Source organism: Pseudomonas sp. H3_A02, assembly GCF_054671965.1.
Window position 1 is genome coordinate 4811292 of the sequence record NZ_CP162807.1, and the last position, 16344, is coordinate 4827635.

Here is a 16344-nt window from a genome sequence, read left to right on the forward strand (position 1 = left end):
AAGCCTTGCTCCCACCACGCCTTGCTCCCACGGAGCGACTTATGTTGAGGATCAGCCACTACCTGCGAGCCCTGGCCGGGCACTGCCCCGCCCCACGCGTCGCGCCACCGGGCAGCCCCCGTCCGCCAGTGGTGATCTGGAACCTGCTCAGGCGTTGCAACCTGACCTGCAAGCACTGCTATGCGACATCGGCCGACAGCGTGTTTCGCGATGAACTGGACACCGTTGCAGCGCTCAAGGTCATCGACGACCTGCATGACGCTGGGGTGCGCGTGCTGATCCTGTCCGGTGGTGAACCGCTGCTGCGCGACGATCTGTTCCAGCTCAGCGCCTATGCCCGCGGCAAGGGCTTTTTCCTCGCCCTGTCCACCAACGGCACGCTGATCGACGCGTCCAATATTCAGCAGATTGCGGCGGCGAACTTCGATTACGTGGGCATCAGCATCGATGGCCTGGAAGCGACCCACGATGAATTCCGTCAGCTCAAAGGCAGTTTCGCCAGCTCCATGGCGGCCATCCGGCTCTGCCGCGAGCAAGGGATCCGGGTCGGCTTGCGCACCACCCTCACCCAGCAAAACCATACCCAGTTACCGCGCTTGCTGGATTTGATGAATGAATACGACGTACAGAAATTCTATCTGTCGCATCTGAACTACAGCGGACGCGGCAAGCGCAGTCGCAAACTCGATGCCCACCAGCAAATGAGTCGCGAGGCCATGACCTTGATCTTCGAGCGGGCCTGGCACGACATCGAACAAGGCCGCGACAGTGACTTCGTCAGCGGCAACAACGACGCCGATGCAATCCTGCTGCTGCACTGGGTATCCCGGCACCTGCCCCACCACTACGCCGCACTGGAGCAGATGCTGCGGGCCTGGGGCGGCAATGCGTCGGGCAGCGGCATCGCCAACATCGACAACACCGGCGAGGTCCACCCCGACACCTATTGGTGGCAGCACTCGGTGGGCAACGTTCGCCAGACGCCGTTCAAGAGCCTCTGGCTGGAGCGTCCCGACGCCCTGCTCTTGAAGCTGCGCGAACACCCTCGAGCCGTGGGCGGCCGTTGTGGGCAATGCCGCTGGCTGGACATCTGCAACGGCAATACCCGTACCCGCGCCTGGGCCGACGGCGACCTGTGGGGCCAGGACCCCGGCTGCCACCTCAGCGATGACGAAATTGGCCTGCACGCGATTCCCAGCGTTGCGATGCCCTGCGCCCGATAACCCAACGGCGAACCTGATGACGAACCAAGGAAGTCCCATGCCTGCCTCCATCGTTTTGCCCGCTGCCCTGCAATCGCCCTTCAGACCGGGTGAAGTCGCCCTGGTCGGCGCCGGTCCCGGTGACCCGGGCCTGTTGACCTTGCGCGCCTGGAGCCTGTTGACGCAGGCCGACGCGGTGGTCTACGACCGCTTGATCAGCCCGCAATTGCTCAATCTGATCCCCCTGCCCTGCGCCCGGCACTACGTCGGCAAGGCCGCCGGTTGCCACAGCCTGCCCCAGCCACAAATCAACGAACTGCTGGCCGACCTGGCCGATCAGGGACAACGGGTAGTGCGGCTCAAGGGCGGTGATCCGTTCATCTTCGGTCGCGGTGCCGAGGAGCTGGAGTATCTCCTGGCCCGGGGTATCAATTGCCAAGTCGTGCCCGGCATCACCGCCGCGGCCGGTTGCAGCACCTATGCCGGCATTCCTCTGACCCATCGCGACCTGGTCAACTCCTGTCGCTTCATCACCGGTCATCTGCACCGCGAAGGCGACTTGGACCTGCCCTGGCAAAGCCTCGCGGATGACAGCCAGACCCTGGTGTTCTACATGGGCTTGTCAAACCTCGGCACCATCGCCACGCGGCTGATGGCTGCGGGCCTGGCGGCTGACACGCCGGCGGCGTTGATCAGCAACGGCACGCGCCCCGACCAGCAGGTCCTGCGCGGGACCCTCCAGCAACTGCCGGACATGTCGCGGGTCTGCGCCGAAGGCCTACCGACCTTGACGGTGATCGGCAAGGTGGTCGGTTTGTTTGCCCATCAGTTGCTGGAGCATCCGGCACGCCTGCACCCGGTCACGCTGGTTCAGCCGGGTATCGCGAGGGTGGCATCATGAGGATCGGCTGGCTGGCCCCGTTGCTGTGGATCGGCGCCGTCCAGGGTGCCACGGTGCCTGAGCCGGACCTGGCATTGGCTGAGCAGGACTACCAGCGACACTGCCAGCAGTGCCACGGAGTCAATCGCATCGGCGCTGCCGGCCCGGCGCTGTTGCCCCAGAGCCTGAGCCGGATCAAGCCCGACGAGATCCGCCAGGTGATCGCCAATGGCCGCCCGGCCAGCCAGATGGCGGCGTTTGGCACGGTGCTGGCGCCTGCGCAGATCGATGGCCTGACCCACTATCTCCAGCGTCCGCCCGCCGTCGAACCAACCTGGAGCGAGGACGACACACGCCGCAGCCATCGCCTGCTGGCGGATGTCGTCGCCCTGCCCGATAAACCCCAACACCACGCCGATCCGCTGAACCTGTTCGTGGTGGTGGAGGCTGGCGACCATCACGTCGATATCGTCGACGGCGATCGCTTCGAGGTCCTGGCGCGCTTCGCCTCACACTTCGCGCTGCATGGCGGACCGAAGTTTTCGCCGGACGGACGCTTCGTCTATTTCGCCTCCCGGGACGGCTGGATCAGCCTGTATGACCTGCACAACCTCACGCTCATCGCCGAGGTGCGGGCCGGGCTCAATACCCGCAACCTGGCGGTGAGCAAGGACGGGCGCTGGGTGCTAGTGGGCAACACCCTGCCGGGCAACGTGGTGGTGCTGGATGCCCGTGACCTGTCGCTGGTCAAGACGGTTGCAACGGTGGGGCTGAACGGCCAGGCCTCGCGGGTCAGTGCGGTTTATACCGCGCCGCCGCGGGACAGCTTCATCGTGGCCTTGAAAGACGTGAAAGAGGTCTGGGAGCTGTCCACCGGGCCGAACCCGGACTTCGTGCCCCGGCGGATCGAGGCCGAGGATTACCTCGATGATTTTTCCTTCTCGCCCGATTACCGGCAATTGCTCGCCACCTCGCGCAAGGCCCAGGGCGGCCAAGTGATCGACCTCGACACGGGGCGGATCGTCTCTGATATCGCGCTGCCGGGCATGCCGCACCTGGGCTCGGGGACCTATTGGAAACGCGATGGGCACTGGGTGTTCGCCACGCCCAACATCAGCAAGGGGCTGATCTCGGTGATCGACTTCGACACCTGGAAAGTCATCCAGCAGATCCCCACCCTGGGGCCGGGTTTCTTCCTGCGCAGCCATGCCAACTCCCGCTACGCCTGGACCGATGTGTTCTTCGGCCCCGACAACGATGCCATTCACCTGATCGACAAACAGACCCTGGAAATCGCCCACACCCTGCGGCCCATGCCCGGCAAGACCGCCGCCCACGTCGAGTTCACCCGCGACGGCCGCTACTTGCTGCTGAGTATCTGGGACACCGATGGCGCGCTGATCGTCTACGACAGCGACACCCTCAAGGAAATCAAGCGCCTGCCCATGAACAAGCCTTCGGGCAAGTACAACGTCGGCAACAAGATCGAGTTTGCCGAGGGGACGTCCCACTGAAAAAAAGGGGGCTGATGCGCAGCCCCCAATAGCAAAGGCCTGTGGGAGCAAGGCTTGCCCGCGATGAACGATAACGCGGTTCAGCTGCTCGACCGCGGCGCGGCTATCGCGGGCAAGCCTTGCTCCCACAGACGGCGTCGGACCCAAAGGATCCAACTCTTACCAGGTAAGCACCGCCCCCACCGCAAAGGTATCGGTGTCTTCATTCTGGGCACTGGTGTCGTGGCCGTTGATTTCGAACTGGTTGTACTCGGCCACGAGCTTGAGGTTGTCGTTGATGTCGTGGAACAGCGCGATGCCCCGGGTTTCGTAATCGGCACCACTGCCCACCACGCCGTTGCCGTCGTCATCGGTCTTGCCGTAGGACAGCGCCAGGCGGTTCTTGCCCAGTTTGTACGAGCCCTGCAACAGGTAGCCCTTGCTGTCGACATTACGCAGGGTGGCTTCACCGGCGTTGTTGGTGAAGAACGGGTTGATGCCCTTGGCCTGGAACCCCGAGCCGGTGAGGGACAACCCACCCATCTTCGCCTGCACGCCATAGCCCAGGCCCTTGGAAGTCACCGATTCGACGGTGGAGTCGGTGTTGTCCGAGGTCTGGTAGCTGCCGTTGAGCCAGCTGTAGATCTTCGCCCCGCCCAGGTCGAACTGGTAGGTGATCTCGCTCTCGGTGCGCGGGTTTTCCTGGTAGGCCTTGCCGGTGGCGCTGTTGTCGTTGGTGTCCACCGGGTCCATGATCCCCACCGCCACCCGTAGCCCGTCCATCACTGGCGTGCGGTAGGTGATCTGCGAGGTCGGGAACGGGTACGGATAACCGCTGCCGATGTTGCCGAACGAGACGCCACCGCCGTCCACCAGCCCCAGGGTGTCACTGACCTGGCCGTAACCGGCGAGCAGTTCGTCCAGCAGGATGTTGGAGCGGGCAAACAGGCCGAAGTCCTTGCCGACCAATACCTCGCCCCACTCCGGGTTGGCCACGGTGCCGTAGAACTGGCGCACGTCGATGGCGGTGTCGGTGCCGTTGGTTTCGCTGTCGTTGATGGTCACCCAGAACGAGGCCCGGGCGCCGAGCTTGAGGTCATCGACCTGCTTGCCCATGTTGAAACCCAGGTAGTTGGGCAGAAAACCCATCTTGACCCGCGCCTGCCGACGGTCGTACTGCTCACCGGCGCGGTCCACGTCGCTGTTGACGTAAAAGGCGTTGATGTAGCCGTCGGTGGAAAAGGTGGTCTGGTCCTTGTCGTACAGCATGATTTCAGCGTTGGCCCAAGGCGTCAGGCCCAGGCTGGAAAGACCGGCGATGACCGCAGGTAAAAAACGCAGGCAGGTATTTTTATTGTTGTGCATGGCGCGCTCCGCAACAGGGGACGGGATGTCGGAGGCGATTATCGAAAGGCGCCAGGGCGCGTCATACACTGCCTTGGAGGCAATTGGCGGATGCTTTGGAAGCTCGGGCCCGGCGCGGCAGTTTGGACGTAAGACTGCGATGCAGGTGGGCGCGGCAGTTTGGGTGTAAGACGGCGAGACTGGCGGGTGCGGTACTTTGGGTGTGGGCCGGTTGTCCTGCCAGTTGATCGTTGGGTGGCCACCAACCCTGTGGGAGCGAGCTTGCTCGCGATGGCGGCGAATCATTCAACATTGATGTCGACTGACACACCGCTATCGCGAGCAAGCTCGCTCCCACAGGTTTCCACCGCGTTGCTTTTGTGGCTTCAGAACCTCGGCTTGACGGTCTTCCAATCCGGCCGGTAGCGCTGCATCTGCCGCACATCGTCACGCTGGCGGATGCCGCAGCTGAGGAACTGATCATGCAGCTTGCCCAGTTGATCCCGGTCCAATTCCAAGCCAAGGCCCGGCGCCCGGGTGATCTTCACGCAGCCATCGACAATCGGCAGCTTGCCGCCCTTGATCACTTCTTCATCCGGCTCCTGCCAGGGGTAATGGGTGTCGCAGGCGTAGTCCAGGTTCGGCACCGCGGCCGCCACGTGGGCCATGGCCATGAGGCTGATACCCAGGTGCGAGTTCGAATGCATCGACACGCCCAGGCCAAAGGTGTTGCACATTTTCGCCAGGACCTGGGTGTCCCGCAGGCCGCCCCAGTAATGGTGGTCGGCCAACACAATCTGCACGCTGTTCAGCGCCACGCTGCGGCGGAACTCATCAAAATCGGTGACCACCATATTGGTCGCCAGCGGCAGCCCCGTGCGCTTGTGCAGCTCGGCCATGCCTTCCAGCCCTGGCGTCGGATCTTCGTAATACTGCAGGTCATCCCCCAGCAGCTCGGCCATGCGAATCGAGGTTTGCAGGGACCAGTTGCCATTGGGGTCGATGCGCAACGGGTAGCCAGGGAAGGCCTGTTTCAGCGCCTTGATGCAGGCGACTTCATGCTCCGGATCAAGGGCGCCGGCCTTGAGCTTGATGCTCTTGAAGCCATAGTCCTGGATCATCCGCCGGGCCTGGGCGACGATCTGCTGTTCGTTGAGCGCTTCGCCCCAACTGTCTGGCGGGTACGGCGAATCGATGTGCTCGGCGTACTTGAAAAACAAGTAGGCACTGAACGGGATCTCGTCGCGAATCGCGCCGCCCAGCAGGTCCACCAGCGGCACGTTCAGGTAATGGGCCTGCAAATCCAGGAAGGCCACTTCGAACGCCGAATAGGCATTGCTCACCGCTTTGCTCGCGTGGGACCCCGGCGCCAGTTCGGCACCGGCAACGCTGGCCGGTTTCTGCGCGGCGACGGTCGTCTGGACGATGGCCCGCAACTGATTGAGGTTGAACGGGTCCAGGCCGATCAACTGGCTCTGCAGTTGCTGCTGGATCGCCAGGGCCGGGGCATCGCCGTAGCTCTCCCCCAGACCGATGTAACCGTTGTCGCTCTCGATCTCGATGATCGAACGCAACGCGAACGGCTCATGGATGCCGCTGGCGTTGAGCAAGGGTGGATCGCGAAAAGCGATGGGAGTGACGGTGACGCGTTTGATCTTCATACAACGGCTCCCGATGGGCCAGGGTTCAAGGCTTGAGGTTTTTCCGGTTGACCGGCAACGGTTTCAGGTCGGCCGGACAGTGAGTTCGGCGTATCGCGGCCCGGCTTGGTGCGGGCAAAGAAAATCACCACGGCGGCAACCAGGGAGGTGATTGCCAGCCCATACAGCCCACCCTCGATGGACCCAGTGGTCTGTTCCAGGAAACCGAAGGCCGTGGGCGCCACGAAGCCGCCGAGGTTACCGATGGAATTGATCAGGGCGATCACCGCCGCCGCGATGCGCGCATCCAGGTAGCCTTGGGGAATCGGCCAGAACAGCGCCGAGGCCGCCTTGAAGCCGATGGCCGCGAAACAGATCGCCACGAAGGCAAAGATCGGCCCGCCGGTGGTGGACATGAACATGCCGAACGCAGCGATCACCAGCGTCACCGCGACCCAGGCCTGCTGAAATTTCCATTTGCCGGCCAGGGCGGCAAAACCGTACATCGCGATGATGGAAATGATCCACGGAATGGAATTGAGCAAACCGACCTGGAAGTCCCCCAGGTTGCCCATCTTCTTGATCATGCTCGGTAGCCAGAACGTGGCGCCGTAGATGGTCAGGGCGATGGAAAAGTAGATGAAACAGAACAGCGCGATCTGTCGGTCGGCCAGCAACTTGAACATCGACGGCTTGACCACTTGCGCGGCTTCCCGGGCCCGTTGCTCTTCGGCGATGGCGGCGATCAATACGGTTTTCTCTTCAGCCGTCAGCCATTTGGCCTGGCTCGGGTGCGATTGCAGCCAGAACCAGACAAACCCGCACAGCACGATGGAGGCGAAACCTTCGATCAGGAACATCCACTGCCAGCCATGCAAGCCCATCCCACTGATGTGCAGCAAGGCGCCGGACACCGGGCCGGAAATCACCGAGGCAATGGCCGACCCACTCAGGAAGATCGCCATCGCCTTGCCGCGCTCATTGGCAGGCAGCCATTGGGTGAAGTAGTAGATGATGCCGGGAAAGAATCCCGCCTCCGCCGCGCCGAGGATGAAGCGCAGCACGTAAAAACTGGTCTCGCCGCGCACAAAGGCCATGGCCATGGCCGCCGCGCCCCAGGTGAACATGATGCGCGTCAGCCAGGCCCGCGCGCCGTAGCGTTGCAATAGCATGTTGGACGGGACTTCGAACAGCGCGTAGCCGATGAAGAACAGCCCGGCGCCGAGCCCGTAGGCCGCGGCGCCGATGCCCAGGTCGGTTTCCAGGTGACTGCGCACGAAGCCGATATTAACCCGGTCGATGTAGTTGACGATGAACATCACCACCACCAACGGCAGGACATGACGTTTGACCTTGGCCGCCGCGAGCGCCAGGGTGCTGTCATGGGTGGAGTCCGTTACGTTATTCAAGGGGGGCCTCCCGATCATTGTTTTTGTGAGGAACGGGAGGATGATGGACGCGGTGGATTGTTCCCGTCTAATCTAACTTGGCACTTGATTGATACTCGGATTGAATCAATGTTTGAACTGGCCCAGTTGCGCTGCTTCACCACCGTGGCGACCGAACTCAACTTCCGTCGTGCCGCCGAACGCCTGAACATGACCCAACCGCCGCTGAGCCGGCAGATCCAATTGCTGGAACATCACCTGGGCGTCGAGCTGTTCACCCGCAGCACCCGCAGCGTGGCGCTCACCGCCGCCGGCCGGGCGTTTTTCATCGAGGCACAGAACCTGTTGGAACAGGCGCAACAAGCCGCCGTGGCGGCCCGGCGTTTCGCCCAGGGCGACATCGGTTCGGTGACCATCAGCTTCGTCGGCAGCGCGGTGTACGAGTTCTTGCCCAAGGTGATTGCCGAGGCCCGGCTGAAACAACCCCAGGTCAAAATCGTCCTGGCGGAGATGAACACCTACCAACAGCACGAAGCCCTGCGCGCCCGGCGCATCGACCTGGGCATCGTCCGCTCACCGCTGCTGGAAACCGGCTACGCCACCGAATGCCTGGTGCGCGAGCCCTTCGTGCTGGCGGTGCCCGCCGGGCATCCGCTGGCCAGCGCCGAAACCGTCAGCGTCCAGGACCTGGATGGACAGCCGTTCCTGATGTACTCCCACGCCGCCTACCCACCCTTCAACGAACTGCTCACCGGCATGCTGCGCTCGGCCCAGGTCGCGCCGCAATTCGTGCAATGGCTGGGGTCGTCGCTGACGATCCTGGCGCTGGTCAACGCCGGCATGGGTCTGGCCCTGGTACCGCGTTGCGCCACCAGCGTGGTGTTCAAGCAGGTGGTATTTCGCGAGATCGACCTGGGCGAAGGGGTGCAGAGCGAGTTGCACCTGGTGTGGCGCGAGGACAACGACAACCCAGCGTTCACCATGTTGCTGGAAGGGATTCGGGGGGCGGTGCGGGAAGGGTTGTGAATCGGATTCCGACCGCCAGCTGCACTTCCGTGGCGAGGGAGCTTGCTCCCGCTGGGCTCTGTAGGAGCTGGCGAAGCCTGCGATCTTTTGATCTTTTGATCTTTCGCTTGAGATTCAAGTGTTTGGGGAAAGATCGCAGCCTCGTTGCACTCGACAGCTCCTACACGGCTCCTACACGTCCAGCGGGAGCAAGCTCCCTCGCCACATGGCCAGCGCCCTTGAGCCCTGTGTCTGATGGGTTTGCCTGCACCCTATTCCAGTCCTTCCCTACAAGTTGTACGATGACAGACGAGCACGCTTCGCTCGCGTTCCTGATACCTACAACAACAAGGAAATCCCCATGAAAAAAGCGACATTGGTCATCGGCTTCTTGTGCCTGTTCAGCGGCTATGCAGCGGCAGCCGCGACATCGCCCGAGCAGGAAGTGGCCCAGGCGGTCGATCATTTGACCCAAGCCATGCTGCACAAAGACATCCCCCAACTCCAGGCGCTGGCCGCCGAGAACCTGACCTACGGGCACTCCAGCGGCAACATCCAGGACAAGAAAGCCTTCATCGCCGACATTGAAACGGGCAAGAGTGCGTTCAAGACCCTGGAAATGAAGAACCAGAAAATCACCTTGTCGGGTGATGTGGCGCTGGTGCGCAATCATTTCTCGGCGCAGGCGCTCAAGGGCACAGAGGTGGTGCCGACGGAGATCGAGAACTTCCAGATCTGGCAGAAGCAGAAGGATGGCAAGTGGCTGCTGATCGGGCGTCAGGCGTTTCGGTTCTGATAAGGGGCTGGGCCGGAAACCTCTGCGGCAAGCGCATTATTTGAGCGTGTGGTAATCCATTGTGGCGAGGGAGCTTGCTCCCGCTGGGCGGCGTAGCGGCCCTTTTTTGCGGTTGCTTCGCAACCGAGCGGGAGCAAGCTCCCTCGCCACAAGGATGTCTTTTCAGCCCTGACGCCTTGCTTCAGGCTCCGGCCCATTGCTGGCGGTACTGCAACAGGAAATCCACAAAAGCGCGCACCCGTTGCGGTACGTACCGGCCATGGGGATACAGCAAGGTAAACGGACGTGAGCGACCCGCGAAAGGCGCAAGCACCTCCACCAATTGCCCGTTGGCCAGTTCCTGCTCCACGATGAACTTGTAGGTCTGGAACAAACCGGCGCCATGTTTGGCCAGCGTCACGCCACCAAGCACATCGTCCGAACAACAGTACCCCCCTTCGCCGAATACCTCCTTTTCCTTGCCTTCGACATTGAACAACCAGGAAATCCGTCGCCCGCTACTGGGCAATTCGAACTGGATGCACTCGTGATCGTCCAGGTCTGCAAGAGCCTGGGGCGTGCCGGCCCTACGCAGATATTCCGGGGAGGCGACCACCACCAGTTTCGCGTCTTCCAGCAGCCGGGCGATCATCGACGAGTCGGGTTGGGCCCGCACCCGGATGGCGAGGTCATAACCTTCGGCAACAAAATCGATGTTTCGATTGCTCAGGTGCAGGTCCACGCTGACTTGCGGGTACAGCGCCCGAAAGGCCGGCAGCAAGGGCAGGATGCGGTGATGGCCGTAAGTGGTGGGCAGGCTGATGCGCAGTTGCCCGGACGGCACCGATTGCGCGCCCATCATTTCCTGTTGCGCCTCGACCAGTTGCGTCAGCGCTTGCCGGCATTGCTCGAAATAGGTCCTGCCGGCTTCGGTCAGGCGGATACTGCGGGTGGTGCGCACGAAAAGCCGTGAGCCCAGGCGTTCTTCCAGGCGAAAGATCGAGCGGCTCACCGCCGCCGGGGTCACCCCCGCCAGCTGCGCCGCGGCCGTGAAACTGCCCGCCTCCGCCGCCAGGCAGAACAGTTCTATGCTGCCTAGCTGCAGGTCTTCGAAATGACGCTTCATGATTCATTACACCGCGTATCAACTGAAGTTTCGAAAAGCCTGTTTATCAGTCTGCGGCATATAAATACAGTGGCCTTCCAACAAGCGGGCATTGTCCTGCGTCCATTTCCCACCAGCTGGAGTGCAACATGCCTTTCGTCAATGTGCGAATTACCCGAGACGGCGTCACCCGTGAACAGAAAGCCCAGGTGATTTCCGAAATCACCGAAACCCTCCAGCGCGTGCTGGGCAAGGATCCGCATTTGACCCATATCGTGATCGAGGAAGTCGACACCGATAACTGGGGATACGCGGGGATGACGACGACGCAGTATCGAAGTCTTCCCAAGGAATAACGCTCCACCCTTGCGAGCCCGGTCCGATTGACCGGGCTTTTTTCTGCCTGCCAACCCGGGAACATTGTGGGAGCGAGCTTGCTCGCGATTGCGGTGAGTCAGTCACATCAATGCCGACTGACCTGGCGCTATCGCGAGCAAGCTCGCTCCCACAGGGGATTGCTGGCGAACGCGGGTTTGCGATCAGCCGGGAACATTGTGGGAGCGAGCTTGCTCGCGATTGCGGTGAGCCAGTCACATCAATGCCGACTGACCTGGCGCTACCGCGAGCAAGCTCGCTCCCACAGGGGATTGCTGGCGAACGCGGGTTTGCGATCAGCCGGGAACATTATGGGAGCGAGCTTGCTCGCGATTGCGGTGAGTCAGTCACATCAATGCCGACTGACCTGGCGCTATCGCGAGCAAGCTCGCTCCCACAGGGGTTATGTGTTGCCCTTGCCATTAATTACATGGCGTATCAACTCAAGTACCAGAAGCCTTATTTATCAAACCCTGAGGCATCAATACCCTGAGCTCAACCACCGCCATACAGGCGCAGCGGTTCCCTTTAATGTGATCAGGAGTCAATCATGAGCCTCAACAAAACCGTCATCATCACCGGCGCTTCCAGCGGTATCGGCCTGGGTCTGGTCAAGGCGTTCCTGGGTCGGGGGTATAACGTGGTGGGCAATGCCCGCTCCCCATCCGGCCTGGAGGCTGCCGCTGCTCAACTCGGTCACCCGGCCGGTTTCATTGGCGTGGCCGGCGACATTGCTGACCCGGCCACTTCAACCGCCCTCATCGCCCAAGCCGTCGAGGCGTTTGGCGCCGTTGACGGGCTGGTGAACAATGCCGGTTTCTTCCTGCCAAAACCCTTCGTCGAATACAGCCCCCAGGATCTGGACGCGCTGCTGGACACCAACCTCAAGGGTCTGGTCTACGCCAGCCAGGCCGCTGCCGCGCACATGATCGGGCGCCAGCAAGGCTTCATCATCAACATTTCAGCCGCTGTGGCCCTGCAGCCGAACATCCAGGTGCCGGCGGCGCTGCCAGTGTTGATCAAGGGCGGCGTCAACCAGATGACCCGCGCCCTGGCCCTGGAACTGTCGCCCCACAACATTAAGGTCAACGCGGTCGCCCCCGGCATCATCGACACGCCGATGCACGACCCGGCGCACCGCGACTTCCTCGACAACCTGGCCCCGGCCGGCCGCGTGGGCACCATCGAGGAAATTGCCGAGGCCGTGTTGTACCTGGCGAGCGCTGACTTCACGACGGGCGCGATACTGCCGGTGGACGGCGGGATGAGCACAGGCAAGTGGTAAAAGAAAAACCCCGGAGGCAGGACCTCCGGGGTTTTCATGACGCACGGGATTCAGAGCGTGTAGGAGATGCCGGCCTGCACGGTTCGTGGTGCGCCTGGGTAGGCGTAGACGCCACCAAATGCGCCTTCCTCATAATCGGCGTCGAACAGATTCTTCAGGTCCAGGTTGAGGCGGATCCGCTCGTTGACCTTGTAGTAGCCGAGCAGGTCCACAACGGTGTAGCTGTCCATGGTAAAGGTGGTGGCCGCCGTATTGCCGGCCCGCTCATCGACATACTTGGCGCCCAGGCCCAGGCCGAGACCCTTGAGGCCACCGTCCTGGAACTCGTAGACGTTCAACAGGCTGAAGGAGTTCTTGGGCACGTTAAGCAAGCGGGTGCCGGACGGGATATTGATGTCCTTGGTCACTTCGGCATCTACATACGCGTAGCCACCGATCACACGCCATTCTGGCGTTAAATTGCCCGCCACATTCAAGTCGAAACCACGGCTGCGCACTTCCCCGGCAGCCACGTTGAAGGTGGAATCCAGCGGATCGGGCGTGAGTACGTTGCGCTTTTCAATCTGGTAGATCGCCGCGTCGACGCTCAACTGCCGATCCAGCGCTTCCCACTTGACGCCCATTTCGTAGGACTTGCCCTCTTCCGGCTTAAACCCCTCACCCTGCCCCTGGCGACTGGCTCCGGTGTTGGGTTTGAACGAGCGCGCGGTGTTGGCGTAGAGCGCAACGGTATCGGTCAGATCGTAGATCACCCCCAGGCGTGGGGTGACGGCATTTTCAGTCTTGTCCCAGTTACGGCTACCGGGCCGAGCCTGAGGGACGAAGGATTCGTACTCATGCTCGAAATGCTCGAAACGCGCCCCTGCCAACACCTTCAGGCGCTCAGTCAGCGCCACCTGATCCTGGACAAACACGCCAAACGTCTTGAGATTTTCCTGGTCATTTGTGGGCGTGCGCGTCAACGCCGGGCGTGGCTGGCCATGCACCGGATCGAAAATATCGATCGGGTAGGCACCGCCGGCGCCAGAGGATCGCTGGATGATGGACTGGTAGTCGTAGTCTTCATACTCGATACCCGTCAACAACGTGTGCTCGAAGCCGCCGGTGGAAAAATGCCCGGTGAGGTTGAGCTGGGTGTCCCGATCGGTCCATTCCAGCTTGCGGTAATTGAAGTTACGACTCAGCGTGCGCCCATCGGCTCCGATGCTGTTGCCTTCCACCGCGTTGCCCTGCAAGGTGCCGTCGAGCCACTGGGTTCCACCGGCCAAGGTCCAGTCGTCATTGAGCATGTGCTCGAAACGCACCTGCAGCATGTTGTTGTCGTTGTGCAGTTTGCCCACGTCTTTCTCGCCGAAGAACGTATCGCGCGAGGCGGTGCCGCGCTGGCCGGCGTAATGGGTCAGGCCACGGTCCAGCGGCGCATTGTTACGCATGAAATCGCCTTCGAAGGTCAGGCGCGTGGTGTCGTTGACCTGCCAGCTCACCACCGGCGCGATGCCGTAGCGCTCGGTCTCGACGTGGTCGCGGAATGTGTCACCGCCCTCACCGATCACGTTCAAGCGATAGGCCAGGCGCCCTTCTTCGTCCAGCGGACCAGACGCGTCCAGCGTGCCGCGACGCATCCCTTGGTCGCTGACCTGGCTGCCCAGGGTCACCGTGCGCTCGGCCAACGGCTGCTTGGACACCACATTGAAGGTGCCGCCCGGATCGCCACGGCCATAGAGCATGGTGGCCGGGCCGCGCAGGACTTCCAGCCGCTCGATGGTGTTGGCGTCCGGCATGTTCGGGTAGCCACGGTTGATTGGAAAGCCGTTGCGGTAGAACTCACCGGTGGTGAAACCACGGACGGTAAAGGTGGTCAGTCCCTGGCCGCCGAAGTTATTGCCCCGGCCTACGCCGCCGGCGTAATCGAGGGCGTCTTGCAGGCGCGTGGCGCTGAGGTCTTCGACCACGTCGCGGGACACCACGGAAATCGATTGCGGGGTTTCATGGATCGCGGTGTCGGTACGGGTGGCACTGGCCGAACGGGTGGCGTGATAGCCCTTCACCGGGCCTTGTGCTGATTCATAGTCGGCATTACCGACGATATCCGTGGCTTGCAACTCAAGGGAGGCCGGCTTGGCAGGGATTGGTTCTTCGGCCCAGGTAGGAACGGAATAAGCCTGGAGCACACACAGTGAAACGAGAATCCGACGCATCGATGCACAATCCTAATGGAAACAAGCCACCCACATCGGGAGGCTGACAAAAATGTGTCGCGAAAGATACAGCAACTCATTGTCGTTTGATATCTATTCCCATTAACACCGATGTTTTTTGACCGGTCAGTCCGCCATCGCGAGCAAGCTTTGCTCCCACAGGGAGAGCAGGGGCCAATCACAAGACTTGTACCCGCTGAAGATCCCTGTGGGAGCAAAGCTTGCTCGCGATGGCGCCAGAACAATCCCCCCATACCCTATAGGCCCACCGCAATCGACTCCTGCTCCACCCGCTGGAAGAACACCTGCGCACGATGATCCTGGGTATAAGCCACGTTCAACCGCAACCAATCGCACGCCTCGCCCTGGGGCAGGAACGTCGAGCCCTGAGACAATTGGACCTGCAACTCCCGGGCGATCTGCTGCACCCGCTGTGCCGCCAGGCACCGCGGCCTGGCCCAGACGAACAAGCCTCCCATCGGCTCGGCAAACACATCCCAGTGGGTCGGGTCCAGTTGGCGCAGCGTACTTGCCATCTGCTTGTTCAGGCGCTGGCGCAAGCGCTGGATCAGCTTGCGATAAGCACCGTTGGCCAACAATGTCGCCACCACGTTTTCCGCCAGCAGCGAACAACCGATGCCGGTAATCATCTTGACTTCGGCCAGGCGCTGGATGATGTCGGGCTGGGCGACCACGTAACCGATGCGCAGCGAACTGGACAGCGTCTTGGAAAAACTCGCCAAGTAGATCACCCGGTCCAGGGCATCCAGGGAGGCCAGGCGGGACGTCGGGCCATTCTGGAAATCGGCGTAGATGTCGTCCTCTATGAGGCGAAAGTCGTGGGCCGTTGCCAGTTGCAGCAGACGATAGGCCACGCTCGGCGCCAGGCTGGTGCCGGTGGGGTTCTGGTACATGCTGTTGATGAAGAAATACGAGGGCCTGTGCTCGCCGAGGAGCTGTTCCAGGCGGGCGATGTCCGGGCCTTGTGCGGTTCTGGGCACCGCCACGGTCTTGACCCCGTGCAGCTTCAGCAGATTGAACAGGTTGTAATAGCCGGGGCTTTCCACCAGCACCAGGTCACCGGGCTTGAGCAGGGTTCGCACCAGTAGGTCGAGGCCCTGGCTGGCGCCTTGGGTGGTGATGATCTGTGCCGGGTCGACGTGAATGTCGATCAGGCCCAGGCGTTTTTGCAGGTGCAGGCGCAGTTGAGGCGAGCCCAGCGGGGTGCTGTAGTTGAACAACGCGTGATTGTCGCTGCGCACCACCTGACGGATCGCCTGGCCCAGGTCGGTGTCGTCACGCCAGGCGTCGGGCAGCCAGCCGCAACCGAGCTTGAGCTGCGTCGCTTCATTGTCGAACAACCGCCACGGCGCGTTATCCGTTTCAGGTACCGGTTCCACCGCCCGGGCCAACTGCTGCGCGACAAAAAAGCCCGCGCCATGCCGAGACTCCAGCACCCCGCTGGCAACCAGTTGGTCATAGGCCTTGATCACGCTCGACAGGCTCAGGCCATTTTCCCGGGCCAACTGGCGAATGGACGGCATCCGCGCGCCGGGGCGTATGCCATGGGCGTTGATCCAGCCCGTAAGGTGCGTCACGAGCTGCCGGATCAAGGACTCGGAAACATTGCGATCAATCTTCAGGTCCACGGCGG

13 protein-coding genes are annotated in these 16344 nt (G+C 61.9%); 7 read left to right on the forward strand and 6 right to left on the reverse strand.

Translation table 11 applies throughout. The features are described 5' to 3' along the window. The first annotated feature begins 41 nt into the window (after positions 1-41). The 3 genes from nirJ to AB4N80_RS21140 are packed head-to-tail and all read left to right on the forward strand — an operon-like array spanning position 42 to position 3596. Positions 42-1223: a heme d1 biosynthesis radical SAM protein NirJ gene (gene nirJ, locus AB4N80_RS21130; protein WP_122566470.1), complete on the forward strand. Its 1182-nt coding sequence runs from the start codon at positions 42-44 to the stop codon at positions 1221-1223. Positions 1224-1260: 37 nt separating this feature from the next. Then, complete coding sequence (gene cobA, locus AB4N80_RS21135) at positions 1261-2103, forward strand: uroporphyrinogen-III C-methyltransferase (protein WP_122566469.1); 843 nt, start codon at positions 1261-1263, stop codon at positions 2101-2103. Beyond that, the gene (locus tag AB4N80_RS21140; protein WP_460078645.1) at positions 2100-3596 is read left to right on the forward strand and encodes a cytochrome D1 domain-containing protein; all 1497 of its coding nucleotides are present in this window, start codon (positions 2100-2102) and stop codon (positions 3594-3596) included. Before cobA ends, AB4N80_RS21140 begins: the two co-directional genes overlap by 4 nt. A gap of 159 nt (positions 3597-3755) precedes the next feature. Here the strand turns inward: AB4N80_RS21140 and AB4N80_RS21145 are convergent, their stop codons facing one another. The 3 genes from AB4N80_RS21145 to AB4N80_RS21155 form a co-directional block, all read right to left on the reverse strand. Further along, a complete protein-coding gene (locus tag AB4N80_RS21145) occupies positions 3756-4940 on the reverse strand; it encodes a porin (protein ID WP_122566467.1) in 1185 nt (394 codons plus the stop codon). A gap of 365 nt (positions 4941-5305) precedes the next feature. Then, positions 5306-6580, reverse strand: a complete 1275-nt coding sequence (locus AB4N80_RS21150) for a glucarate dehydratase family protein (protein ID WP_460078647.1) — start codon at positions 6578-6580, stop codon at positions 5306-5308. Continuing rightward, the gene (locus AB4N80_RS21155) at positions 6577-7968 is read right to left on the reverse strand and encodes an MFS transporter (RefSeq protein WP_460078649.1); all 1392 of its coding nucleotides are present in this window, start codon (positions 7966-7968) and stop codon (positions 6577-6579) included. The genes AB4N80_RS21150 and AB4N80_RS21155 overlap by 4 nt, the downstream gene beginning before the upstream one ends. 108 nt (positions 7969-8076) lie before the next feature. Here AB4N80_RS21155 and AB4N80_RS21160 point away from each other — a divergent pair, with 108 nt between their 5' ends. Further along, positions 8077-8973, forward strand: a complete 897-nt coding sequence (locus AB4N80_RS21160; protein ID WP_122566464.1) for a LysR family transcriptional regulator — start codon at positions 8077-8079, stop codon at positions 8971-8973. Positions 8974-9313: 340 nt separating this feature from the next. After that, positions 9314-9748 (forward strand): nuclear transport factor 2 family protein, encoded by a 435-nt coding sequence (locus AB4N80_RS21165; protein ID WP_122566463.1) that lies wholly within the window; start codon positions 9314-9316, stop codon positions 9746-9748. 181 nt (positions 9749-9929) lie between these two features. Here the strand turns inward: AB4N80_RS21165 and AB4N80_RS21170 are convergent, their stop codons facing one another. Then, positions 9930-10853, reverse strand: a complete 924-nt coding sequence (locus AB4N80_RS21170; protein ID WP_305481451.1) for a LysR family transcriptional regulator — start codon at positions 10851-10853, stop codon at positions 9930-9932. 128 nt (positions 10854-10981) lie between these two features. Between AB4N80_RS21170 and AB4N80_RS21175 the strand changes: the two genes are divergently transcribed. Next, a complete protein-coding gene (locus AB4N80_RS21175) occupies positions 10982-11188 on the forward strand; it encodes a tautomerase family protein (protein ID WP_003202537.1) in 207 nt (68 codons plus the stop codon). A 569-nt stretch (positions 11189-11757) separates the two neighbouring features. Beyond that, positions 11758-12492, forward strand: a complete 735-nt coding sequence (locus tag AB4N80_RS21180; RefSeq protein ID WP_354339141.1) for an SDR family NAD(P)-dependent oxidoreductase — start codon at positions 11758-11760, stop codon at positions 12490-12492. A gap of 50 nt (positions 12493-12542) precedes the next feature. On the opposite strand, the gene AB4N80_RS21185 is transcribed toward AB4N80_RS21180, so the two are convergent. Further along, positions 12543-14690: a TonB-dependent siderophore receptor gene (locus AB4N80_RS21185; protein WP_354339139.1), complete on the reverse strand. Its 2148-nt coding sequence runs from the start codon at positions 14688-14690 to the stop codon at positions 12543-12545. Between the two features lie 257 nt (positions 14691-14947). Beyond that, the gene (locus tag AB4N80_RS21190) at positions 14948-16339 is read right to left on the reverse strand and encodes an aminotransferase-like domain-containing protein (protein ID WP_460078655.1); all 1392 of its coding nucleotides are present in this window, start codon (positions 16337-16339) and stop codon (positions 14948-14950) included. Positions 16340-16344: the final 5 nt, after the last annotated feature.

Bases quoted from the DNA above. Each gene is read 5' to 3' on its own strand.
- AB4N80_RS21170 (WP_305481451.1), bottom strand. From the start codon at position 10,853: ATGAAGCGTCATTTCGAAGACCTGCAGCTAGGCAGCATAGAACTGTTC.
- AB4N80_RS21145 (WP_122566467.1), bottom strand. From the start codon at position 4,940: ATGCACAACAATAAAAATACCTGCCTGCGTTTTTTACCTGCGGTCATC.
- cobA (WP_122566469.1), top strand. From the start codon at position 1,261: ATGCCTGCCTCCATCGTTTTGCCCGCTGCCCTGCAATCGCCCTTCAGA.
- AB4N80_RS21165 (WP_122566463.1), top strand. From the start codon at position 9,314: ATGAAAAAAGCGACATTGGTCATCGGCTTCTTGTGCCTGTTCAGCGGC.
- AB4N80_RS21175 (WP_003202537.1), top strand. From the start codon at position 10,982: ATGCCTTTCGTCAATGTGCGAATTACCCGAGACGGCGTCACCCGTGAA.
- AB4N80_RS21185 (WP_354339139.1), bottom strand. From the start codon at position 14,690: ATGCGTCGGATTCTCGTTTCACTGTGTGTGCTCCAGGCTTATTCCGTT.
- nirJ (WP_122566470.1), top strand. From the start codon at position 42: ATGTTGAGGATCAGCCACTACCTGCGAGCCCTGGCCGGGCACTGCCCC.
- AB4N80_RS21160 (WP_122566464.1), top strand. From the start codon at position 8,077: ATGTTTGAACTGGCCCAGTTGCGCTGCTTCACCACCGTGGCGACCGAA.
- AB4N80_RS21150 (WP_460078647.1), bottom strand. From the start codon at position 6,580: ATGAAGATCAAACGCGTCACCGTCACTCCCATCGCTTTTCGCGATCCA.
- AB4N80_RS21140 (WP_460078645.1), top strand. From the start codon at position 2,100: ATGAGGATCGGCTGGCTGGCCCCGTTGCTGTGGATCGGCGCCGTCCAG.
- AB4N80_RS21180 (WP_354339141.1), top strand. From the start codon at position 11,758: ATGAGCCTCAACAAAACCGTCATCATCACCGGCGCTTCCAGCGGTATC.